General features: G+C 56.7%; 21 protein-coding genes and 1 tRNA gene. 9 read left to right on the forward strand and 13 right to left on the reverse strand.

Annotation, left to right across the window (positions count from 1 at the left end; genetic code table 11):
• Positions 1-112: 112 nt before the first annotated feature.
• Positions 113-1444: an MFS transporter gene (locus G6L28_RS09700; protein ID WP_174063556.1), complete on the reverse strand. Its 1332-nt coding sequence runs from the start codon at positions 1442-1444 to the stop codon at positions 113-115.
• 251 nt (positions 1445-1695) lie between these two features.
• Between G6L28_RS09700 and G6L28_RS09705 the strand changes: the two genes are divergently transcribed.
• Positions 1696-1968: a hypothetical protein gene (locus G6L28_RS09705; RefSeq protein WP_174063557.1), complete on the forward strand. Its 273-nt coding sequence runs from the start codon at positions 1696-1698 to the stop codon at positions 1966-1968.
• Positions 1969-2025: 57 nt separating this feature from the next.
• Here the strand turns inward: G6L28_RS09705 and G6L28_RS09710 are convergent, their stop codons facing one another.
• The 6 genes from G6L28_RS09710 to G6L28_RS09735 form a co-directional block, all read right to left on the reverse strand.
• Positions 2026-3069: a zinc-dependent alcohol dehydrogenase family protein gene (locus tag G6L28_RS09710; RefSeq protein WP_174063558.1), complete on the reverse strand. Its 1044-nt coding sequence runs from the start codon at positions 3067-3069 to the stop codon at positions 2026-2028.
• Positions 3070-3125: 56 nt separating this feature from the next.
• Positions 3126-4184 (reverse strand): ABC transporter ATP-binding protein, encoded by a 1059-nt coding sequence (locus G6L28_RS09715; RefSeq protein ID WP_174063559.1) that lies wholly within the window; start codon positions 4182-4184, stop codon positions 3126-3128.
• A 10-nt stretch (positions 4185-4194) separates the two neighbouring features.
• A complete protein-coding gene (locus G6L28_RS09720) occupies positions 4195-4977 on the reverse strand; it encodes an ABC transporter permease (protein ID WP_174063560.1) in 783 nt (260 codons plus the stop codon).
• Positions 4974-5864 carry an ABC transporter permease gene (locus tag G6L28_RS09725; protein WP_174063561.1) on the reverse strand — a complete coding sequence of 297 codons (891 nt, stop codon included), beginning with the start codon at positions 5862-5864 and terminating at the stop codon, positions 4974-4976. Before G6L28_RS09725 ends, G6L28_RS09720 begins: the two co-directional genes overlap by 4 nt.
• A 152-nt stretch (positions 5865-6016) precedes the next feature.
• The gene (locus G6L28_RS09730; RefSeq protein WP_174063562.1) at positions 6017-7123 is read right to left on the reverse strand and encodes an extracellular solute-binding protein; all 1107 of its coding nucleotides are present in this window, start codon (positions 7121-7123) and stop codon (positions 6017-6019) included.
• A gap of 215 nt (positions 7124-7338) precedes the next feature.
• Positions 7339-8220 carry a MurR/RpiR family transcriptional regulator gene (locus G6L28_RS09735; protein ID WP_174063563.1) on the reverse strand — a complete coding sequence of 294 codons (882 nt, stop codon included), beginning with the start codon at positions 8218-8220 and terminating at the stop codon, positions 7339-7341.
• Positions 8221-8394: 174 nt separating this feature from the next.
• Between G6L28_RS09735 and G6L28_RS09740 the strand changes: the two genes are divergently transcribed.
• From G6L28_RS09740 to G6L28_RS09765, 6 genes are all read left to right on the forward strand, one after another.
• Positions 8395-9165: an N-formylglutamate amidohydrolase gene (locus tag G6L28_RS09740; RefSeq protein WP_174063564.1), complete on the forward strand. Its 771-nt coding sequence runs from the start codon at positions 8395-8397 to the stop codon at positions 9163-9165.
• 182 nt (positions 9166-9347) lie between these two features.
• Positions 9348-10862 carry an amino acid permease gene (locus G6L28_RS09745; protein ID WP_174063565.1) on the forward strand — a complete coding sequence of 505 codons (1515 nt, stop codon included), beginning with the start codon at positions 9348-9350 and terminating at the stop codon, positions 10860-10862.
• Between the two features lie 72 nt (positions 10863-10934).
• Positions 10935-12302, forward strand: coding sequence for a glutamine synthetase family protein (locus G6L28_RS09750; protein WP_174063566.1), 1368 nt, complete (start codon positions 10935-10937; stop codon positions 12300-12302).
• 77 nt (positions 12303-12379) lie between these two features.
• Positions 12380-13768, forward strand: a complete 1389-nt coding sequence (locus G6L28_RS09755; protein WP_174063567.1) for an aldehyde dehydrogenase family protein — start codon at positions 12380-12382, stop codon at positions 13766-13768.
• On the forward strand, positions 13765-14910 hold the full coding sequence (locus tag G6L28_RS09760) for an iron-containing alcohol dehydrogenase (protein WP_174063568.1): 1146 nt from the start codon (positions 13765-13767) through the stop codon (positions 14908-14910). The genes G6L28_RS09755 and G6L28_RS09760 overlap by 4 nt, the downstream gene beginning before the upstream one ends.
• Before the next feature lie 128 nt (positions 14911-15038).
• Positions 15039-15515, forward strand: coding sequence for a VOC family protein (locus G6L28_RS09765; RefSeq protein ID WP_174063569.1), 477 nt, complete (start codon positions 15039-15041; stop codon positions 15513-15515).
• 88 nt (positions 15516-15603) lie between these two features.
• Here the strand turns inward: G6L28_RS09765 and G6L28_RS09770 are convergent, their stop codons facing one another.
• The 3 genes from G6L28_RS09770 to G6L28_RS09780 all read right to left on the reverse strand — a co-directional run bounded on the left by G6L28_RS09770 (position 15604) and on the right by G6L28_RS09780 (position 17062).
• Complete coding sequence (locus tag G6L28_RS09770) at positions 15604-16164, reverse strand: dual specificity protein phosphatase family protein (protein ID WP_174063570.1); 561 nt, start codon at positions 16162-16164, stop codon at positions 15604-15606.
• 212 nt (positions 16165-16376) lie between these two features.
• A complete protein-coding gene (locus tag G6L28_RS09775; RefSeq protein ID WP_174063571.1) occupies positions 16377-16829 on the reverse strand; it encodes a hypothetical protein in 453 nt (150 codons plus the stop codon).
• Positions 16830-16986: 157 nt separating this feature from the next.
• A tRNA-Ile gene (locus tag G6L28_RS09780) sits at positions 16987-17062 on the reverse strand.
• Positions 17063-17242: 180 nt separating this feature from the next.
• Between G6L28_RS09780 and G6L28_RS09785 the strand changes: the two genes are divergently transcribed.
• Positions 17243-17980, forward strand: a complete 738-nt coding sequence (locus G6L28_RS09785) for an SIMPL domain-containing protein (protein ID WP_174063572.1) — start codon at positions 17243-17245, stop codon at positions 17978-17980.
• A gap of 142 nt (positions 17981-18122) precedes the next feature.
• On the opposite strand, the gene G6L28_RS09790 is transcribed toward G6L28_RS09785, so the two are convergent.
• Both G6L28_RS09790 and G6L28_RS09795 read right to left on the reverse strand, forming a co-directional pair.
• A complete protein-coding gene (locus G6L28_RS09790) occupies positions 18123-18464 on the reverse strand; it encodes a hypothetical protein (protein WP_174063573.1) in 342 nt (113 codons plus the stop codon).
• A 161-nt stretch (positions 18465-18625) separates the two neighbouring features.
• Entirely contained in the window at positions 18626-19048 is a 423-nt protein-coding gene (locus G6L28_RS09795) for a secondary thiamine-phosphate synthase enzyme YjbQ (protein WP_174063574.1), read from the reverse strand.
• A gap of 288 nt (positions 19049-19336) precedes the next feature.
• On the opposite strand from G6L28_RS09795, the gene G6L28_RS09800 reads away from it, so the two are divergent.
• Entirely contained in the window at positions 19337-21889 is a 2553-nt protein-coding gene (locus tag G6L28_RS09800; protein ID WP_174063575.1) for an HWE histidine kinase domain-containing protein, read from the forward strand.
• 4 nt (positions 21890-21893) lie between these two features.
• Here G6L28_RS09800 and G6L28_RS09805 read toward each other — a convergent pair whose 3' ends face one another.
• A complete protein-coding gene (locus G6L28_RS09805) occupies positions 21894-22985 on the reverse strand; it encodes a DUF930 domain-containing protein (protein ID WP_234902514.1) in 1092 nt (363 codons plus the stop codon).
• Positions 22986-23007 lie beyond the last annotated feature (22 nt).

The following is a 23007-nucleotide window of genomic DNA, read 5'->3' on the forward strand; positions in this document are numbered from 1 at the left end:
CTTTCGTCACTTTCGTCATGCTCTGCCTGTCCCAAGCATCTGCTGACATTTCAGCCAGCTCAAGCGTGTTTTTATCCTCGGCACAGGGCCGAGGATGACGTTCAGATAAATATCAGCCGCGCAGTGCCGCCAGCTCTTCTATACCCACATGGCTCTCCACCTCGCTTCCGCGCAGATAGAGATATACGCCAATGGAAAATGCCAGCACCGAAATGAAAACCAGATACCAGGCGTGAGCCATGGGGTTGATGGCGAGTGCAGTCGATACGGCAATTGGCGTCAAACCACCGAATATCGCGTAGGAAACATTATAGGCGAAGGATAGGCCGGAGAACCGGACCGAGGCCGGGAAAGCGCGGACCATGACGTAGGGCACGGCACCGGCCATGCCGACCGAGAGGCCCATCACAGCGTAGAGCGCGAACATCACATTCAGCGATGTTCCGGCATAGCTGTAGAATGTGAAGGTGGCGATGCCGAAGAATACGCTGGCACACATGAAGAATACGCCACTGCCCACACGGTCGATCAGCGCGCCCGCAATGATGACCCCGAAGATGAGAAACAGCGTGCCGAAGCTCGTTCCGGCAAGCGCTTGCGTCGGAGTATAGCCGTAAAGCTTTTGCAGGAAGGTCGCCGTCATCAGCGTCGTCACCACGATTGCGGCGGAGAGCACCCATGTCAACAAAGCCGAAACGATGACGCCACGCATGTGGTTCTTCAACACGAGGCCGAGCGGCAGCTTGTCCGTCAAGGCTTTCGACTTTTTCATTTCGTTGAAGATCGGCGTTTCTTCCAGCCAGCGACGCAAATAGACGGCGATAAGGCCAAAAACGCCACCGATAAGGAACGGAATGCGCCACGCATAACCGGCCACGTCTTCGGCCGAGAAAATGGTGTTGATCGCAAAGGCAATCAGCGAACCGAGCATGATGCCGAGCGAAAGGCCGGAGGTGAGAAAACCACAGGCAAGGCCGACGTGGCGGAACGGCACATGTTCGGACACGAAGGTCCAGGCTCCCGGCACTTCACCGCCTATTGCGGCACCCTGCAACATGCGCAGAACGACAAGCAGGATCGGAGCGGCAATACCGATAGTCGCATAGGTGGGCATCAGCGCCATCCCGAGCGTGGAAAGCGCCATCAGCAGAATGGAGAAAGCGAAGACGCGCTTGCGACCGTGGCGATCGCCATAATGCGCCAGAACGATGCCACCCAGCGGGCGCACCAGATAACCGGCAGCGAAAATACCGAAGGTCTGGATCATCACCAGCCAATCCGGCATTTCCGACGGGAAGAACAGGTGCCCGATGACGGTGGCGAAGAACACGAAAATGATGAAGTCGTAAAACTCCAGCGCGCCGCCGAGAGCGGAGAGACCAAGAGTTCTAAAGTCCTGCTTGTTCAGCGGACGAGCTGAGACCGGCGTGGTGGTAGGCGACATGTTCCCGTTCTTCTTTCAGGTGATCCTAAAAAGGTGAATGGGCCATGCATCGCATCATTTCAAGCGCTTTATGTGTAAGCCCGCACAATCTGCGCATGTTCAAGGCAGATGTGGCACCGTAATTCTTCAAGCCGGCCCGGGTCATTTTCAGGACTCTTCATTTACGCAATATTAGATAAATCGAAAATACAAATTCTAGATACGCCCATAGGGATAAAACGGCCCTCTATGCAAGAAACGAGGTTGGATCAGTGCAGCAAATATCATCTCTGATTACGGTCTTTGCGATCATCGCTGTCTTCAGCGCTCGCATCTTCGTTGAATCGCACAACAGTGGACACTGGTGGCCCGCACTCGGCACGCTCTTCGGCTGGGCCTTTGCGTTCTTCTTTGTGTTTCACACCGCGCTCTATCTCATTCTTCTGCTTGTGCGCGGCAGAGACGGTATTTCGTCCTACACAACCACCAAGGCCAACTGTCTGTCGGCGCTGGTGACGATCTGTGCGACCGTGATTATGGTCTAAATTGAGAGAACGCTGTTTCTCGTAGATGAGCCCTCTGCCAGTCGAAACTTGGCGAAATCACTCGAAGCGATTGATGATGCTGATGCCGCTGTCCTTGAAACTGTCCATTTCAGGCAGAGCGGTGACGGCATCCGAAAGTGAGATGTGGCGCCCGATCAGCTTTTCCGGCGAAAGCTTGCCGCTCTGGATCATGGCCAGCATATCGTCGTAACGCCATGCCTGCATGCCGTGGCTACCATAAATTTCCAACTCATGCGCAATGACACGCGCCATGGGTATTTGCGGCATGGAGTGATCGGCGAGCATCAGGCCCACCTGAACGTGGCGTCCGCGACGGCGCAGGTTGCTGATGGAGTTGCAGCAGGTCTGCGGATGGCCGAGCGCATCGACGGAGACATGCGCACCACCGCGCGTCGCATCCCGAACCGCTTCGGTCACGTCGGCGACCTCGCGGCTGTTGATGGTAACGGTCGCGCCGAGCTGCTTTGCCAGCACCAGCTTGTCCTCGGCAATATCGATGGCGACGACCTGTGCGCCGAGCCCAGCGCCAATCATGATCGCGGACAGGCCAACGCCGCCGCAGCCATGAACAGCCAGCCACTCGCCGCCCTTCAGGCGGCCCTGATCGACAACGGCGCGGAAGGAGGTGGCGAAACGACAACCGAGGCTGGCGGCGGTGTCATAGGCCATCTCATCCGGCATATGAACGAGGTTCTGGTCGGCGTAGTCGATAGCGACATATTCCGCAAACGAACCCCAATGGGTAAAGCCCGGCTGGAACTGCGTTTCGCAGACCTGCTGATTGCCGGAGCGGCATTCCTGGCAGTGGCCGCAGCCGGAAACGAAGGGAACGGTGACGCGATCACCCACCTTGAAGCGCATGACGTTCTTGCCGACGGCAGAGATGACGCCCGCGAATTCATGCCCCGGCACATGCGGAAGCGCGATGTCGCTGTCATGACCCATCCAGCCATGCCAGTCGCTTCGGCAAATACCTGTCGCCTTGACATCGATGACCACGCCGCCCGGCGTCGGTTCCGGGTCGGGCAGGTTCGCGACTTTCGGGGCTTCGCCAAAGCGTTCGTAGAATAAAGCGCGCATTGTGTTCTCCTGAGATGAGCACCGAGTAGCGCTTTCCAGAACGGAGAAACAGTGCGTTACTCTGCTACAATCATCAAATCTTCTGATGAGAAGTTGAGCGTGATCCGCTCGCCGATAGCAGGCGGGGCGGTGCCGGGATCGTTGAACATGTCGAAGGACAGCACGGTGCCGCCGACATCCAGACGCGTACGGATGACGGAGCCGAGGAAGTGGCTGGAGGTCACGACGCCGGAAATCGCAACATCGCCCTTGGCGCTTGGGTTCAGCGAACCGGCTTCCGGGCGAAGCGCCACGGTCACCTTGTCGCCATTGGCTTTGTCCAGCGGCTTCTTCAACGAAATCTGCTGGTCTCCCACCAGAACCTTGCTTGTCGCCACATCGGTTACGGTTGCGTCGATGAGGTTCAGCGTGCCGACGAAGGAGGCGACGAAGCGCGTTGCGGGGTTGTTGTAAATCTCGAACGGCGAGCCGATCTGGTCTGCCCTGCCCGCATTCATCACCACAATGCGATCGGAAATCGACAGCGCCTCTTCCTGATCATGCGTTACGAAAATAGTCGTGATGCCGAGTTTGCGCTGGATCTGGCGGATTTCTTCGCGTAGCGACACGCGGATCTTGGCATCGAGCGCAGAGAGCGGCTCGTCCAGAAGCAGCACTTCCGGCTTCGGTGCGAGCGCACGCGCCAGCGCCACGCGCTGCTGCTGACCGCCCGACATCTGGTACGGATAGCGATCCGCCAGATGCTCCAGATGGATCAGCGCCAGCATTTCCTGCACGCGGGCATCGATTTCCGCCTTGGGCTTGCCCGCGACCTTGAGGCCGAACGCGACGTTTTCGCGCACATTCATGTTGGGGAACAGCGCATAGGCCTGAAACACCATGCCGATATTGCGCTGGTTCGGTTTCAGCGTCGTCTGGTCCTTGCCATTGATGACGATCGAGCCGTCGCTTGGCGTCTCAAAACCGGCAATCATGCGCAGTACCGTGGTCTTGCCGCAACCGGATGGGCCGAGGAAGGAGACGAATTCACCCTTTTCGATGGCCATGTTGAAGTCATGCACGACCTGAACCTGACCGAAGGATTTCTTGATGTGAGTAAGTGTCAGAAAGCTCATGAATGATCCTTCAGGCCTTCGGGGCCTGGCCCTTCTGGTAGCGGGAGACGAGTTGGATGAGCCCGAGGCAGCCCCATGTGATGCCGAAGGAAATGACGGCAAGTGCTGCGGGTTCATAAGCGCGGTTTGCGCCGAGCAACTGCATGTAAGGGCCGAAGGCTGGGCGGTTCAAAAGCGCCGCCATGGTGAATTCGCCGATGACAATGGCAAAGGTCAGGAATGCGCCAGACAGCACGGCCACCAGCACGTTCGGCAGGATGATGCGGGCAAGGATCGTTGTCCACCCGGCACCAAGGCTTTGTGCTGCTTCCGTCAAGGTGCCGATATCGATGGTGCGAAGACCGGTATCGACGGCGCGATACATATACGGAAGCGCAAGCGTCGTGTAGCCGAACATCAAAAGCAGGTTGGTGCCGGAGGTGGAGCCCGTCAGCGGCAGCCAGCTGGATGTGTTGTACAGACGGATATAGCCGAAGACGATGACGATGGCCGGAATGACCAGCGGCAGTAGCGTAATAAATTCGATGACCGGGCGAAGCGCCGGCAGCTTTAGCCGCACCCAATAGGCCGTAGGCACCACCAGCACCACGCCGAAGATGATGGTGACGAGCGCCATCATCACGGAGTAGGTGAAGGTTTCCTGAAAGCGTGGATCGCTCAGCACCACGGCGTACGCGTCGAAGGAATAGACGCCGCGACGCATTTTCAGTGAGAAGTTGGTCATGCCGATCAGCGGCAGGGCAAAATAGAGGACGCCGAAAAGAAGCGCACCCCAAGCGAAAATGCGCTTCATTTCAGCCACCTCTCACTGCGTGTACGCATCCAGATATAGAGGGTATTGGCAATGCAAGTTACGACGATCATGCCGAAGGCCAGCGCATAGCCGAGATTGGGATTGCCGAGAACATCGCCGCGGATCTGAGCGAAAAGCAGGATCGGTACGATGTTCAGCGACGAACCGGTGAGCGCGATAGCCGTTGCTACGGCGCCGAAAGCGTTTGCGAACAGAAGCGAGAATGTGCCGAGAATGGAGGGCAGCAAAATCGGAAACGCCACCATGCGCCAATATTGCGTCCCGCTGGCACCGAGAATTTCAGCAGCCTCGCGCCACTCGCGCTTCAAACCATCCAGAGCTGGCGTGATGATGAGGATCATCAGTGGAATCTGGAAGAACAGATAGGTGAGCGTCAGGCCCCAGAAGGACAGGATGTTGAAGCCGAGCAGGCGCAAATCAATGCCGAGCTGGGTTTTCAGAAACACCGTAACGAGGCCGACCGGGCCAAGCGTTGCGATGAAGGCAAAGGCCAATGGCACGCCAGCAAATTGCGATGCAACGCCGGAGAATGTCAAAAGCGGTGCGCGGATTTTCTGAGGCAACCCGCCAAGCACAACGGCGGCGGCAACGCCAAAACCGATCAGGCAGCCAAAGAAGGCAGAGGCAACGCTGATCTTGATCGAAATCCAGTAGGCCGCGAGAATGGATGGTGTAAAAAGGCCCGTAATATTATCAAATGTGAAGCTGCCGTCCGCGTTCTGAAACGCGCCGATGACGATCTTCATCGTCGGCATAATCAAGAAAAGAAGAACGAAAATTGCAAATGGCAGAATGCCAAGCCATTCGAGCTTCGGGCGAAAGCGCCGTTTAACCGGCAATGCTGTGCCAGTATTCGCTGATGACATGCTGTCCCCAATGCCGCGGTCATCGCGGTCTATTTGTTTAACGCATTGTCCGGGCGCAGAACCGTGACACACTTTCGGCCCGGAAATGCTCCCGTATTTATAAACCAGCCGCCCCGGCCTGTGGAAAGATCGGGACGGCTGTTATCAAATCGTTACTTCACGTTGGCGCCGACAACCTTGTCCCAGCCGGCGGTAACTGCGGCCTTGTTAGCGTCCAGCTCTTCGAGTGTCGGGAAAATCGCCTTTTCGTAAGCTGCTGCCGGCGGAAGGGCATCAAGCAAATCCTTTGGGATCTTGTTTGCCTTGACCATGGCATTGAAGCGGATCGGATGGCAGAAGCCTTTCAGCCAGCCAAGCTGACCTTCATCCGAATAGAGAAATTCCATCCAAAGCTTCGCTGCATTCGGATGCGGTGCATAAGCAGAGATACCCTGCACATAAACGCCCGCCAATGTGCCTTTCGTCGGCACGACTACTTCCGTTTCCGGGTTACCGTTAAGCGTCTTGGCCCACGACAAAGCGTTATAGTCCCATGTAACAACAATCGGCGTCGCACCCTGTGCAAGTGTACCTGCCTTACCGATGACCGGAACGAAGTTGCCAGCCTTATTGAGATCAGCGAAGTATTTCAGGCCAGCTTCACCAGCATCCTTGCCGCTTTTTGCGCCTGTAGAGAGTCCGGCTGCCAAAACGCTCAAGATGGCTTGGCTGGAAGCGCGTGGATCACCTGCGAGCGCAACCTGTCCAGCGTATTCCGGCTTGACCAGATCAGCATATTCCTTTGGCGGATTTGACACGAGGTCCTTGTTCACCAGGATCGACATCGCACCATAATAGTCGCCGTACCAGTAACCTTCAGCGTCCTTCAGATCGTCTGGTATCTCATCCCAGGTGGAAACCTTGTAAGGCTGAAGGAGACCTTCTTTCTTGCCTTGCGGGCCGAATGCGAGACCAACGTCGATCACGTCAGGAGCCTGTGGGCCCTTGTTGTCCTTGTTGGCTTTGATGGCTTCGATTTCGTCAGCAGAACCGGCGTCCGGGTTCAGTTCGTTGACCTGAATTTCAGGATACTTGGCCTTGAAGGAGGCGATGACGTCGCCGTAACCGCACCAGTCATGTGGCAGAGCGATGGTCGTCAGCATGCCTTCCTTCTTGGCGGCTGCGATGAGCTCCTCGCTCGGCGCTGCCGAAGCGATTGCCGAGGTGGCAAGGATGATTGCGGTGGTAAGCGAAAGCAGTCGGCGGCTATGCGAGATCACTTTGTTCTCCTCTTCGTGTCTCATGCGTCGGCGGACGCTGTACGTGGCTTGCATGAAGGTTATGTGACGGTTGTATCAGCTGCCGATCTCCACCGGCCAACTTTGGTCTGTCGTTTTATTGCCACTTTAGCGCCACCTTATCGCCATGATGAGCGCTGTGCGACAATAAAATTTTTGTTATGTTTCTCATATCTCCGTTCGTTGAGCGCCTTGTGTCACTTTCTCTCCGGTTTCCTGAAAAGACGGGTCTGCTCGAACAGCCCTTCGAGTGAGTTCATGCGCTGGCGGGTTTCGTCCCAGCCGTTGCTCTGTACTGCTTCGATCAGCGCCTCCACCACGAACAGCGTCACGACGGAGCTGTCCCAGGCGGACGGCGCTTCGATTCGCACGCGGAAAGTATGTTTGGCAAAGCGCGAAACGGGCGAGGTCCACTGGTCGGTGAAGAGCAGGATGCTGACGTCGTTTTCATGCGCCACCTGCGCCAGCGTCACCATGTCCTGCTCGTAGCGGCGGATGTCAAAGATCACCAGCACATCGCCCGCATTCATGTTCAGCATATATTGCGGCCATGAACTGGAATTGGAGGACATTAATGCCGTTTTGGGCCGAATGACCTGCATGTGCGTGAAGAAATACTCTGCGATCGAACCGGTGATGCGCCCGCCGACAAAGTAAATGCCGCGCTTCCTGTCCGATAGTAGCGCGGCGGCATTGTCGAAATCGGCGGTATCAAGATCGCTCAGCGTATCACGCAGATTGTTGGTGATCGCATCGGCAAAGCGGTTGAGAATATGCAGCCCGGGCGCGTTGGAAGCCCAGCGATCGTGCTTGGCAATCGGGTTGGAGATGGTGGCCTCAAGCTCCTGATGGAGGCTTGCCTGGAATTCCGGATAGCCTTTGTAGCCAAGCTTCTGCACCATCCGCGCGACGGTTGGCGTGGAAACGCCTGCATTTTCCGCAACGGTGGTGATGCTACCAAGGCCGGAAACCGGATAATTTGCCAGCAAACTCTCCGCCAAGCGCCTCTCAGCGCGCGTCAAGTTTTCGTAGTGGGTCTGAATGACCTCTGACACCGTCCCAGACGATGATTGGCGCAAATTTTTCCCCTTTTCCGGTTTTTCTACCGGCTTTTGACGATGATTAAGATACGAGGTCGACGTGGAGTCAATCGAAAAAATGAAGAGAAAATTTCAAAATTCCATTTGACACTTTGCGTTATGTGAAGAATTCTTTTCTTGGCCGTGGGGACGGTCAGGCAAGCAGGGTCAACCATGACGGTTCGTTCGCAATTTTTTAGCGCCGATGAAGGCGAAACGGTCGCGGTGGAAAACGCCGAAGGCAAAAGCGCGATACTGCTCGTCTGCGAACATGCGTCGAACAAGCTCCCCCTTCGCTACAACAATCTCGGTCTTGGCAGCGATGCCCTCTCAAGCCACATTGCCTGGGATCCCGGCGCACTCGCGATTGCGCGTCTCTTGTCAAGAAAACTGGATGCTGCACTGATTTTCCAGCGGTTTTCACGGCTGATTTATGATTGCAACCGCCCTCCGGAATCAGCTTCGGCCATGCCGGCTTCCAGCGAGATTTACGATATTCCCGGGAACGAAAACCTGAGCGACGCGGAGCGTTTCGCGCGCACCGCTGCCCTTTATATTCCCTTCCACGAGGCAGTTTCCGGCCTTATCGAAAGGCGCAAAATCACTGGCAAAGGGACAGTCCTCGTGACGATCCACAGCTTCACGCCCGTCTACCACGGCCGGGTGCGCGATGTGCAGATCGGCATTCTGCATGATGCCGATTCGCGTCTGGCGGATGCGATGCTGAAAGATGCCAAGCCGAATTTCCGGGTTGAGCGAAACGAACCATACGGCCCGGAGGATGGCGTTACCCATACGCTGCGGCTGCACGCACTGCCGAATGGCTTGCTTAACGTAATGATCGAAGTACGTAACGATCTGATTACAGATGAGGAGGGGCAGCAGGCCGCTGCCGAATATTTGGGAGAGCTTCTGAGAAAGGCAATTGCCACTCGGGGTCACTGAAAATCTCCGGCCGGCTCAGCCTGCCGGATTGCAATATTGCCGCATCTTCCAGAACGCCGAAACAGGCGCAGGATGCGACAAGGGAACAGCAGATGCATGCGGCCTGATATTTGGGCCGAGACTGGGGCAAAATCGGCCATTCCGGCTGACTGCCTGTTTTTTCTCGATCAGGAGAGTAAAGCATGGACAGTTCATCATCAGGCGTTAGCTACAAGAAAGCGGACGCCACTTATTTCGAAAAACGAGGGCTTTCGCGCTATGCGGGCGTCTGGTCTCTCTGGGCGCTCGGCGTTGGTGCGGTTATTTCAGGCCACTTTTCCGGCTGGAACTTCGGCTTCGCCACCGGCGGCTGGGGCGGCATGCTGGTGGCGGGCATCATCATCGCCATCATGTATCTGGGGCTGACATTCTCCATCGCGGAGATGAGCCCTGCCCTGCCCCACACGGGCGCGGCCTATTCCTTTGCCCGCACTGCCATGGGCCCCTGGGGCGGCTTCATCACCGGGCTGTGCGAAAACGTCGAATATGTTCTCACACCCGCCGTCATCGTCACTTTCATCACGGCCTATGTGAACTCCATCCTCGGGCTCGATCCGGCCTATTCGCCGTTCCTGTGGGTGCTGTTCTACATCATCTTCCTGAGCCTCAATGTTTTCGGGCTTGAACTATCTTTCAAGGTAACGCTTGTCATCACACTGATTTCGCTCGGTGTTCTGGTGTTCTTCTGGATCAGCGCCATTCCGAACATGGACTTCTCTCGCTGGGCCTTGAACATCGGCGTTGGGCCGGATGGTGCTGCGGTGGAACTGCCGGAAGGCAACGGCTCCTTCTTCCCCTTCGGTATTTCCGGCGTTCTTGCCACGCTACCCTTCGCCGTCTGGCTGTTCCTTGCCATCGAGCAGTTGCCGCTGGCAGCCGAAGAGTCGGTCGATCCCAAGCGCGACATGCCGAAAGGCATCATTCTCGGCATCATCACGCTGATGATTTCCGCCTTCATGATCGTGCTGCTTAACCCGTCACTGCCTGGTGTCGGCGCGTTTCATCTCGGTTCGGCGCTTGAGCCTCTGCTGGATGGTTTCAAGGCCGTCTATGGAGATAGCGGCGTGGTTCTGCTGGGTCTGGTGGCGCTGACAGGCCTCATCGCCAGCTTCCACACCATTCTTTATGCGCAGGGTCGTCAGATCTATTCATTGTCACGCGCGGGCTATTTCCCGACGGCGCTTTCTATCACGCATCCCAAGTTCAAGACGCCGCATGTGGCGATGCTGACGGGTGCCATCGTGGGCTTGAGCGTCATGATGATCATCTGGTTCGCACTGGGTGCGGAACAGGGCGGCAGCATCATCGGCAGCGTTCTTCTGAACATGGCCGTTTTCGGCGCGATGTTCTCCTACATCATGCAGGCGATCTCCTTCATTTTGCTGCGAAAAAACCTGCCGCATATCGAGCGTCCATTCCGTTCGCCGCTCGGCGTGCCGGGCGCAGTGCTGACCATCATCATCGCAGTCGTGACGCTGCTTTATCAGGTGCAGGATCCGAACTTCGGCAAGGGCGTACTGTGGGTCGCAATCTGGTTTGCGGTTGCCATCGCATACTTCGCGATTGTTGGTCGCCACCGCCTCATTCTCTCGCCAGAGGAAGAGTTTGCGATGGAGCACAAGCAGGCGGCACTCAACGCGGCGGCGGCCAAGGCCTGATGTTTTGAACATAAAGGCGGCGCGCCATGCGTGCCGCCTTTTACCAACACATAAACAGGGAACAACGACATCATGACGACCTACACATTCGACGAGTTGAAAAAAGACGTCGCCGAGGGGCGCATAGACACGGTTCTGGCATGCCTCGTGGATATGCAGGGTCGCTTGATGGGCAAACGGTTTCAGGCGCAGTTCTTCGTCGAAAGCGCGCATGAGGAAACACACAGCTGCAATTATCTTCTGGCAACCGACATGGAAATGGAAACGGTCTCCGGCTACAAATCCACCAGTTGGGAAAAAGGCTATGGCGACTATACGCTGAAGCCTGATATGGCAACGCTGCGACGCGTGCCGTGGCTGGAGGGCACAGCGCTCGTTCTCTGCGACGCCTATGACCATCACACCCATGCGGAAGTGCCGCATTCGCCGCGCGCTATGCTGAAGAAGCAGGTTGCCCGGCTCGAAGCCATGGGCCTGAAAGCCTATATGGCAAGCGAGCTGGAATTCTTTCTCTTCGACCAGAGCTTCGAATCCGCCCGCGCCAGCGGTTATCGCAACCTGCAGCTCGCAAGCCCCTATAATGAGGATTACCACATCTTCCAGACCACCAAGGAAGAAGAGGTGATGCGCGCCATTCGCAATGGCTTGCAAGGTGCTGGAATTCCTGTCGAAAACACCAAGGGCGAGGCATCCGCGGGTCAGGAAGAAATCAACGTTCGCTATGCCGATGCGCTGACCATGGCCGATCGCCACGCCATCATCAAGAACGCGACCAAAGAAATCGCATGGTCCAAGGGCAAGGCCGTTACCTTCCTTGCCAAGTGGAATTATAGCGCCGCAGGCAGCTCGTCCCACATCCACCAGTCGCTCTGGAGCCTGGATGGCAAGACGCCGATGTTCCTCGATAAAAATGACGAGCACGGCATGTCCGATATGATGAGGCATTATGTGGCGGGTCTTCTCGCCCATGCCAGCGAGATCACTTATTTTCTTGCACCCTACATCAACTCCTACAAGCGCTATATGGCGGGCACCTTCGCGCCGACGAAGGCCGTGTGGAGCATGGACAACCGCACTGCCGGTTACCGCCTATGTGGAGACGGCACTAAGGGTATCCGCATCGAGTGCCGCGTGGGCGGCTCGGACCTCAACCCGCATCTGGCAATGGCTGCGCTGCTTGCGGCAGGCATTGACGGCATCGAGAAGAAGATGGAACTTGAGCCGCAATTTGTGGGCGATGCCTATGGCGGCAAGGAGATCAGGGAAATTCCCAAGACCCTTCGCGACGCGACAGACCATCTCCACGGCTCTGCCATGCTGCGCGCGGCCTTTGGTGACGATGTGATCGACCACTATGTTCGCGCCGCAAAGTGGGAGCAGGAAGAATACGACCGCCGCGTGACGGACTGGGAAGTCGCGCGCGGTTTCGAACGGGCATAAACAACATCGGACCGAAAAGTGTGAAGCGGTTTTCGGGTAATCCGATGTTAAGCAGAGTAACAGGGAAGCAATCAATCATGGTCATGATCCAGAATATCTCGCCGATCGACGGCACTGTTTATGCCGAACGGGAAGCGATGTCGCTGGATGCGGCGCGGGGCGCCGTGTTGAAGGCGCGCGCTGCGCAAAAAGCGTGGGCGCGTCGTCCGCTGGAAGACCGCATTCAGCTGGTGCTGAAGGGCGTGGCGCGTCTCAACGAGATGGTGGATGAGGTGGTGCCGGAACTGGCGCACATGATGGGCCGACCGGTTCGTTATGGCGGTGAATTCAAGGGCTTCAACGAGCGCTCCAACTACGTCGCCTCCATCGCGGCAGACGCGCTGGCCCCGCTGGTTATCGAGGAAAGCGGCAATTTCGAGCGCCGTATCGAGCGCGAAGCGCACGGCGTCGTATTCGTCATCGCGCCGTGGAACTACCCTTACATGACCGCTATCAACACGATTGCGCCTGCCCTGATGGCGGGCAACACGGTCGTCATCAAGCACGCCGCGCAAACGCTGCTCGTTGGTGAGCGCATGGTTCGCGCCTTTGTCGAAGCGGGCGTGCCGGATGATGTTTTCATCAACCTCTTCCTCGACCACCAGACGACGTCTGCGCTTATTTCCGAAAGCCTGTTCAACTTCGTCAACTTCACCGGTTCGGTGGAGGGCGGACGCGCCATCGAGCGCGCGGCGGCTGGCACCTTTACCGGGCTTGGTCTGGAGCTCGGTGGCAAGGACCCGGGCTACGTCACGGAAGACGCGGACCTCGACGCTGCCGTCGATACGCTGATGGATGGCGCGACCTTCAATTCCGGCCAATGCTGCTGCGGCATCGAGCGCATCTATGTCAATGAAGCTCTGTTCGATGCCTTCGTAGAAAAGTCCGTCGCATGGGTGTCCAACTACAAGCTCGGCAACCCGCTGGATCAGGAAACGACGCTGGGGCCGATGGCGAACAAACGCTTCGCCAAGGTGGTGCGTCAGCAGGTGGCGGATGCCCTGGCGAAGGGCGCGAAGGCGCTGGTCGATCCCAAACTGTTTTCTGCCGATGATGGCGAGAGCGCCTATGTCGCGCCGCAGGTTCTCATCAATGTCGATCACTCCATGGAATTCATGAAAGAAGAAACCTTCGGCCCTGCCGTCGGCATCATGAAAGTGAAGAACGACGACGAAGCCTTGCATCTGATGAACGACAGCAAATATGGCCTGACCGCATCGCTCTGGACGCAGGATTCGGAGCGCGCGGGGCGCATCGGTCGCGAGATCGAAACCGGCACCGTCTTTATGAACCGCGCGGATTATCTTGACCCGGCACTGTGCTGGACCGGCGTCAAGGAAACCGGTCGCGGCGGTTCGCTCTCCGTCATCGGCTTCCAGAACCTGACGCGCCCGAAATCATACCATCTGAAGAAAGTCACGAAATGAATATCGTCGCAAACTGGAGCTATCCAACCCCCATCAAGCTCGGTCGTGGCCGCATCAAGGAACTGGCCGATGCCTGCAAGACGCTCGGCATCAAGAAGCCGCTGCTGGTCACGGACCGCGGCTTGGCTGGCATGGCGATCACCGGCCACGCGCTGGATATTCTCGAAGAGGCCGGTCTTGGCCGTGCTATTTTCGCGGAGGTCGACCCGAACCCGAACGAGATCAACCTAGAAGCGGGCGTGAAGGCATTCAAGGATGGCGGCCATGATGGCGTCGTCGCCTTCGGCGGCGGCTCCGGCCTCGATCTCGGCAAAGCGGTTGCCTTCATGGCGGGCCAGACGCGGCCTGTGTGGGATTTCGAGGATATCGGCGACTGGTGGACGCGCGCCAATTCCGACGGCATTGCCCCCATCGTTGCAGTGCCGACGACAGCTGGAACGGGCTCGGAAGTGGGCCGCGCCAGCGTCATCACCAACTCCAAAACCCATGTAAAGAAGATCATTTTCCACCCGAAATTCCTGCCCGGTGTTGTGATCTGCGACCCGGAACTGACCGTCGGCATGCCGAAGGCGATTACCGCTGGCACCGGCATGGACGCTTTCGCCCATTGCCTAGAGGCCTATTCCTCGCCCTTCTTCCACCCCATGAGCCAGGGCATTGCGCTGGAAGGCATGCGGCTGATCAAGGAATTCCTGCCGCGCGCCTATAAGGATGGCACGGATATCGAAGCCCGCACTAACATGATGGCCGCTGCCGCCATGGGCGCCGTTTCCTTCCAGAAGGGCCTCGGCGCCATTCACTCGCTCTCGCACCCAATCGGTGCGGTGTACAACACGCACCACGGCATGACCAACGCCGTCGTCATGCCCGCAGTCCTGCGTTTCAACCGGCCCGCCATCGAAGAAAAAATAGCCCGCGCCGCCGCCTATCTCGGCATTGAAGGCGGGTTTGATGGCTTCTATGATTATGTGCTGGAACTGCGCAAGGAACTCGGCGTGCCGGATACACTGACCGCCATGGGCTTCAGGCCGGATCGCATCGATGAGTTGACGGCTGAGGCGATCAAGGACCCGAGTTGTGGGGGTAACCCGGTTGAGATGACGCTGGAGAATACGAAGGCGTTGTTTGAAGATTGCTTCTAGTAAGACCTCTTCTCACCCCCATCCCTGTGACAAACACAGCGATGGGGGGCGAGTTGGGCGAACACCTCGAAACCATCGCCACCCTTCCCTAATCGCGCTATGGTACTTCCTTCCATGGGAGGAAGATCATGCACAAGAACACGATATGCGTCTGGTACGATAAGGACGCGGAAGCAGCAGCCCGTTTTTATTCGGAAACGTTTCCCGATAGCAGCGTCGGCAAGGTAACCCGCGCGCCCGGTGATTACCCGGATGGCAAAGAGGGTGATGTACTGGTGGTGGAATTCACCGTCGCGGGCATTCCCTGCATTGGCCTCAATGGCGGGCCGGTTTTCAAGCACAACGAGGCTTTTTCCTTCCAGATTTCGACCGAGGATCAGGAAGAAACCGACCGGTACTGGAACGCCATCGTCGGTAATGGCGGGCAGGAAAGCGATTGCGGATGGTGCAAGGACAAGTGGGGCGTCTCGTGGCAGATCACGCCGCGGGTACTCATGGAAGCAATGGCGGCTGGCGGAGCCGAGGCAAAACGGGCCTTCGACGCGATGATGACGATGAAGAAGATCGACGTCGCCAAGATTGAATCAGCCAGACGCGGCGGCTAAAACAACAGCGCGCCTTTCGCTGATCGACACCATCGCTGCGTTTCACACTACGTATGATTGGGAAACCCGGGCTCGGTTTCCCGCAGCTTCAGAAGCCGATTGTTTCCTCAAACTTGTCCCAAGAAGAATACATGGCGTAACGACCGATGCCCGGAACAGGGATATGCCCGTAATAGGGGGAAAGCTGGAACTCTGCGGCAGCTTCACTCTTCTTTGCGACTGCACCCATATATAATGCAGAGGCAAGACCAGTACGGTTTGCACCATGTTCGCAGTGGATAAGGATCGGCTTTGGCGCATCTTTCATCAATTGAACGAGACGCTGCGCCTCTTCCAGCGAAACCTCCTTTGCGGAACTCAGGGGAAAGTCGATAAGCTGAACGCCGCTTTCCGTGGCGGCTTCATTTTCCTCGTCATACCATGCTTCGCGCTTTTCATTGCGCAGGTTGACGATGGTCTTGATGCCCTTTTCCTGCGCATAGCGGGCAATATCTTCCCCGCTCGGCTGACCGGAGCGATACAGCTCACCCGGCAGCACCTCGTGGAAATTTCCGGTCAGCTGGTTGATGCCCATATGAGCACCCGTCAATACGGGTACGGCGACGAGGCAGATGGCGCCGATCTTCAGAATTTTCGATACAGAAATCAAAACAAAGCCTTCCCGAACTCACGAATTGCGGGTGACTTGGCATCGCACGAGCCCACCTGCAAGGCCCATAAAGTTGCATTTGTATTGGAGACGCCGACAGAAAACCCGCAAGGCCTTGTACCGAGGCTTTTATTAGCGAGTGTGACGGGGACGAATATATTCAGTCAAAATCCTGTGATGACTAACGTAGCTTTAATCTACCTATTAACGGCCTAACCGAACTCGGCGGAATCAATCGTCACACGCCAATCGAGCGTACTCGGATCGACATTTTCGTTATTGCGTAGCCTGAATGGCCGACACGCAGCGTAGGTCTCATGTGGCTCCAGCCGTCTCTCGCTCACTTGATAGGGGTCAAATGACACCGACACCCGGAACGCAGCTTCGAAACCTTCAAGCGTGTAGGTAACGCGGCGCACCGCAATATTGTTGGCATTCTGGAAACTGAGGCGAATCGGTGCACGCGGGTCTTGGCAACTTGTATCGTAAGAGGCTGTAGCAACGATTGCCGCCAGCCGGTCACCCGTTCGCATCCAGTCGAAGACGATCCACAACGCAGTTGCAACCCACACCACAACAAGGCCGACAACGATGGGCTTCAGCTTACGAGGGAACGCGATAAGGAACAGTAGCAAAGCCGCCGTCAATACAAATCCGACGATCATGCACGCGCCCTATAAACCCTAACCATCACACGCATGATCATACTATTCCTCCATCAGCATTCTCGTCAGCCGACTCTAAAAGTCGGTCATAGACTGTCAAGGCACCACTGGAATCACAATGCCGTATGATTGGAATTTGGTCTAACTTATTGAAAAATGGTGGGCCTGGAGAGACTCGAACTCCCAACCAAGCGGTTATGAGCCGCCGGCTCTAACCATTGAGCTACAGGCCCTCTCGACAGCGAAGCAATCGAAGCATCCGTTTGCAATGGTTCAATCGGATACAGCACTCGCTCTAACGTAATTTTTTAGCGAGAACAAGCCGTTGCGACAACGGTTGAGATATCAATGCCGCAATAGTCACATAATCTCTGGCCATAGTTGCATCAGGGACGTTAAATGAGGAAAATTACATGTCATTAAATCTTGGCCGGGTCGTTCTTTTCGGCACAATCAGCGCGCTTGCACTTGCGCCAGTCGTAGCGACCGCACAGCAGATCCAGCCACGTGAAGCGACCATCAGTGTTTCCGGAGAAGGTGATTCTTCCGTTGCGCCGGATATGGCGATCCTTTCCTTCAACGTCTTGAAACAGGCAGATACCGCCGCTACCGCCTTGACAGACAATAGCAAGGCGATGGGCGAAGTTCAGGCTGTATTGAAATCTGCGGGCATTGCGGACAGGGACATGCAGACCAGCAATTTCTCCGTGCAACCGGTCTACAAGCAGTTCGAGCCGAAGGATGGCGTCTACGTCCCGCCGGAAATTACCGGTTATCAGGTGACGAATGGACTGACCGTGCGGGTGCGCGATCTGGCGAAGCTTGGAGAAATCCTCGACAGCTCCGTGAAGCTCGGTATCAATCAGGGCGGCGACATTACCTTCACTAACGACGACCCGAAGTCCACCGTGACCGAAGCGCGCAAGAGCGCCGTTGCAGACGCAATCGCCAAGGCGAGGACGCTGAGCGAAGCTGCTGGCGTGAAGCTCGGTCGCGTGATCGAGATCAACGAGAACATGCAGCGCCCTGCCCCCGTACCGATGGCCATGATGCGCGCTTCCGCCATGGAGAAATCCGACGCCGTGCCGATTGCAGCGGGCGAAAACACCTACAAGGTGATGGTGAACGTGACCTTTGCCTTGGAGCAATAAGCTTGCATACGGGCGCCGCTCACTAAGCGGCGCTCAAACCTTTTTGAATTCTCTTTAAAATGACATCTCAAAGCTTCAAAAAGAAAAAGCCCCTCACCCGCCTTAGCGGATGAGGGGCTGAATTTGTCAGATTGCCGTTATGTTAGCGACGAATGACCGGGCAACCACGGACGTTCGCGAAGACGATACGGTCGCGGCCATGACGGTCGAAACCGGCTACAACGACGCGGCGTGGAGATACATCGATCACACGAGCACGGCGCAGACCCATGCGGCTGGCCTTTTCTTCAGCCCGCCAGGTAGAGCAGCGGTCGCGGTCACGACCGCGATCAGGGCGACCCCAGCCATGACCGCCGTGGCGGTATCCATCCTGAACGTAGATTCCGTAACGGACATCCTGAGCCGAGGCTGTGGAGGCGGTCGCAGAGATGCCGCCAAGTGCCATGAGCGCTGCGAGGCCGAGTTTTGCAAAGTTGCTGATCATTGTCTTACTCCGTTTCCTATCCGTCGCCGGGGGTTCAAAGGACCCGATCGATTGAGCAGACACTAGTCAGCGCCGACTGAACGATTTCAGAACCATGCATTCACATGGCATTCATAATGCTAATATTCGCGTAAACAGTATGAAACAGGCCCAGAATACTTTCACGCGGAAAGATGGAGAACCACTTCGCGCATATGCGGATGGTCCCTGTGTTCGAAAAGATAGATGCCCTGCCAGGTGCCGAGCATGAGCTTGCCGCCTGCGATCGGAATGCTGATCGACACAGGCATCAACGCGGACTTTATGTGCGCCGGCATGTCGTCCGGCCCCTCCATGGTGTGAACGATCCAGCGCATGGACGGATCGCTCGAAGGCGGGACAAGCCTTTTGAAGAACTGCTTCAGATCCGCTTTTACATCGGGGTCCGCATTCTCTTGTATCAACAGCGAGCAGGAGGTGTGACGCACAAAAATAGTGGCAAGGCCGATTGCTACATCGGCGGATCTAACGAAGGTCGCAACGTCCCGGGTGAATTCGTAGAGGCCCTGACCGCGCGTGGCGATCTTCAATGACTGTTGGGGCAAAATAATTTCCTGTTGTTGGAACAAAACTCCGGCATATCCCGTTTTTCATCCTAAGGCCGGGTTTGGACTTTAAGCCTTCAGTTCATGAAACGAGATCGACCTATGCACCGGTTCGCAAACGCGAAAAGAACAATATGTAAAAATATGACGTCAGTTTGCGCTTCCCATTATGCCTTATGCTCATCACTGGGCGTCATTATTTTAACTGAGATCTATTTATCATTGTTCCGAATACAAAAAGATTTCTTCGCGCTCGCCAGCATGAATGTTATTCGGAAAGCCTGATCCATGACGCCCACAGATCAGCAGATCGATCTTACGAACTGCGATAAAGAACCAATCCACATTCCCGGATATATTCAGCCACATGGGTGTCTTGTCGCTTGCGACAACGCCATGCGAACTGTCTTACGCGCATCGGTCAACTGCTCCGACTTTCTGGAAACCAAAGGCGAACTTATCGGCCTGTCGGCGGAAGAGATATTCGGGCACGATATCGTGCATGACTTCCGCAATGCCTTGACGGTAACGGCAAATAGCACCCGCCCTGCCCTTCTTCCAAACGTTACCCTCGCATCCGGCAAAACCTTCGATGTAGCCATTCATCGCTACAAGTCGGTGACGATCATAGAACTCGAGCCGGCCAGTGAAGAAAGCAGGCCGCTGCACACAGCGCAACTGATGATCGACCGCATCCGCGAGGCGGACAATGTCGATAGCCTGATTTCACGCACATCACGCCTGATAAAGGCCATGCTGGGCTATGACCGCGTGATGATCTACCAGTTCGAGCAAGATGGTGCAGGCAAGGTCATTTCCGAGGCAAAGCAGCCAGCGCTTGAAAGCTTTCTCGGCCAGTATTTCCCGGCAAGCGACATCCCGCAACAGGCGCGCGCGCTTTACCTCAAGAACACGCTCCGCATCATCTCCGATGCACGCGGTATCCGCGTTCCTGTCGTGCCGACGCTGGATGCCTCCGGCGAACCGCTGGATCTATCATTTTCGCATCTGCGCAGCGTATCGCCCATCCATTGCGAATATCTGCGCAACATGGGCGTCGCTGCCTCGATGTCGATCTCGATCATTATCGATGGCGAATTATGGGGCCTGATTGCCTGCCATCATTACTCTCCCCGTGTCCTGCCAATGCCGATGCGCATCGCGGCGGAAATGTTCGGTGAGTTCCTGTCGCTGCATCTTCAGGCTCTAAAGCAAAAGAAAAAGCTGACGACGGCGCAGGAAGCTCACGCTTCTCTCGACAATTTTCTTCGTTTGGCGACCCATCATAGCAACATCGAAGAACTGCTTGTCGAAAGCCTGCATGACTTCAAGAACCTGATGCCATGCGATGGCGTCGGGCTGTGGATGAACGACAACTGGTATGGCATCGGCACGACTCCGCCTGATAGCGCCATCTCGCAACTCAGCAGGCTTCTGGCCTCCGTTTCCGATGGTAAGTCGTGGGCCACTCACGCGCTCTTTAATCATCTGCCAGAGGCCGAGGATTACAGTAGCGAGACGGCGGGCGTGCTGGCAGTTTCACTGTCCCAGGTGAAAAATGAATATTTGCTGTTTTTCCGCCGCGAACTGATCCAGACGCTGAACTGGGCGGGTAACCCCGACAAGTCCTACGAGACCGGGCCGCTTGGCGACCGGCTAACGCCACGCAAGAGCTTCGCCATATGGAAGGAAACCGTTCACAGGCAGGCGCAGCCATGGACGGAAGAAGACCGGCAAATTGCCGAGGCGGCTAGAGTTGCGCTTGTGGAAGTGGCATTCCGCCACAGCGAGGTGATGGCTGGAGAGCGTGCACAGGCGGAAGTGCGTCAGCGCATGCTCAACGAAGAGCTGAACCACCGGGTCAAGAACGTCCTTGCCATCATCAAATCCCTTGTCGGCAATCCGAAGCAGGAGGGCCGGACTTTGCAGGAATACGTATCGGCGCTTAAGGGGCGTATCCAGGCACTTTCCTTCGCGCATGATCAGGTTGTCCGGGGTGAAGGCGGCGGCTTGTTGCGCGATCTGCTGGAAGCAGAACTTTCACCGCACCGCTCTCCAGACAGCAAAATCATCATGGACGGTCCGAACGTCCTGCTGGACTCACGCGCCTTCTCGGTGATGGCGTTGGTGCTGCACGAACTTGCGACCAATGCCGCGAAGTATGGCGCCCTTGCGCAGCCCGGGAGTACATTATCCGTCCGTTGGCACATCAACGACGTGCGTGACTGTATTCTGGATTGGCGGGAAAGCTTGACAGGAAGGCTGTCTCCACCTGCGCGCAGCGGTTTCGGCACGGCGCTCGTCAGCCGAAGCGTTCCATATGATCTGGGCGGAAAAAGCCGGATCGACTACACCCGCACCGGCGTCGAGGTACAGATATTGGTCCCAGCGCGCCATGCCTCCGCTGGCCCCGCGGACACAAACCTGACCACTGAAACCGGCGGACAGCCGAGTTTCGAAGCCTATAATTCGGAGGCACCCTTGAACGTATTCCTCGTCGAAGACCAGATGCTGATCGCAATGGATGTCGAGTATATGCTGGAGCAGAACGGCATTACCGATATAGAGACGGCAACCTCCTCCGCCATGGCGCTCGAAAAGCTAAAGACGGCAACCCCGGATGTCGCGATCCTCGACATCAATCTCGGCGCGGATACATCTATTCCGGTTGCCTATGAACTTCTGCGCCGCCAAATTCCCTTCATGTTCGCCACTGGTTATGCAGACGGCATCATGGTGCCGTCCGAATTTGCCGACGTTCCGGTCATCCGCAAGCCTTACGACGAGGATTCGCTGATGTCTTCGATTGGCAGGCTAGTGGGCAAACCCGTGGCGGCTTGAGCCGTTACTGAACGGGTAGACCGCGAGCCCTCGCCTCCGATGGCGAGAGCTTTGCTCCCATCTGATAGCTGAAATCGGAAACGACGTAGTTGTCCAGGTCGACCTCACAACGGAACGTTATCGCATACCAGTCTGAACCGACGTTGAAGGCTCCACCGCTGGCATTCAGCACATTGCCGCCAATCATGCCGCCCTTGCCGGTGTAGGGTACGATACCTTCAGGCTGCGACTGGCCGGCTCTTGCCTCCATGATCTGCGCAAGCGCCTCCGTGCTGCACATCTGCACGATGCGACGCCTCGGTGGAAGTTCGCCGAGCATCTGCCGTAGCATAGGGTTCATCAGGGTCGAGCCAGACAGGATTTGGCGGGCTGGCTTAAGTTCCGGATTACCTGCTCCCGAGGGCGCGTTGTCGGCTGCTGGCTCCGGCTTGGTTGGAACTTGCGGCTTCGGCAGCGGTACCGCGACAGCTGCGGTCTCTTGCTCAGTTGGCGTTTTAGATGCTGCGATCTCCCCGTCTTCTGCCGTCGCAGCTAGGTCAGATGACGCCTGAGCCGTCTCGTCTACAGGTTTAGTTTCAGGCTGCGGCTCGCTTTTTGCCTCGTTCTGCACTGGCGTTTCGGCCTGTTCGGCAGGTTTCGGCTCCTCCGTCTTTGCGTTTGCAGGGCTTTCAGAAGGCTTAGGCTGTTCCTCACCGCCCTGCTCCTCCTGCTTGCCCGGCTCGTCACGCGCATCAAGCTGGGTGGCATCCGGCCGGAGCGCGATATTTGGCAAACTTGGCTGGAGCGGAGGCGGTGGCGGTGGAGGCTCTTCGGCATTCGTTTCAGCAGGCGGTGGTGGGGGTTCCTCTGCCTTTTGCTCTTCAGCCGGAGGCTCCTCCTTGGGAGGCTCCACCAATTCCACGCTGACGCTTTCTGGTTCTGCCGGTGCCTCCATGCTCTCCGGCCATTGCAGGTAGAAAGCGCCGACGATCAGAACATGAAGCAGCACGGAAGCCGGAAACGTCCAACTCCTCTGCCGCCAGTTCTTTTTCGGTGCCCCATCCATTGAGAACCCTGCCCTCTCTTCGATCACAGAGATAAGCGTTTTGACGCGCAAGACCATCCCTGAAACGAAAAAC

Source organism: Agrobacterium larrymoorei, from assembly GCF_013322225.1.
GTDB lineage: Bacteria > Pseudomonadota > Alphaproteobacteria > Rhizobiales > Rhizobiaceae > Agrobacterium > Agrobacterium larrymoorei_A.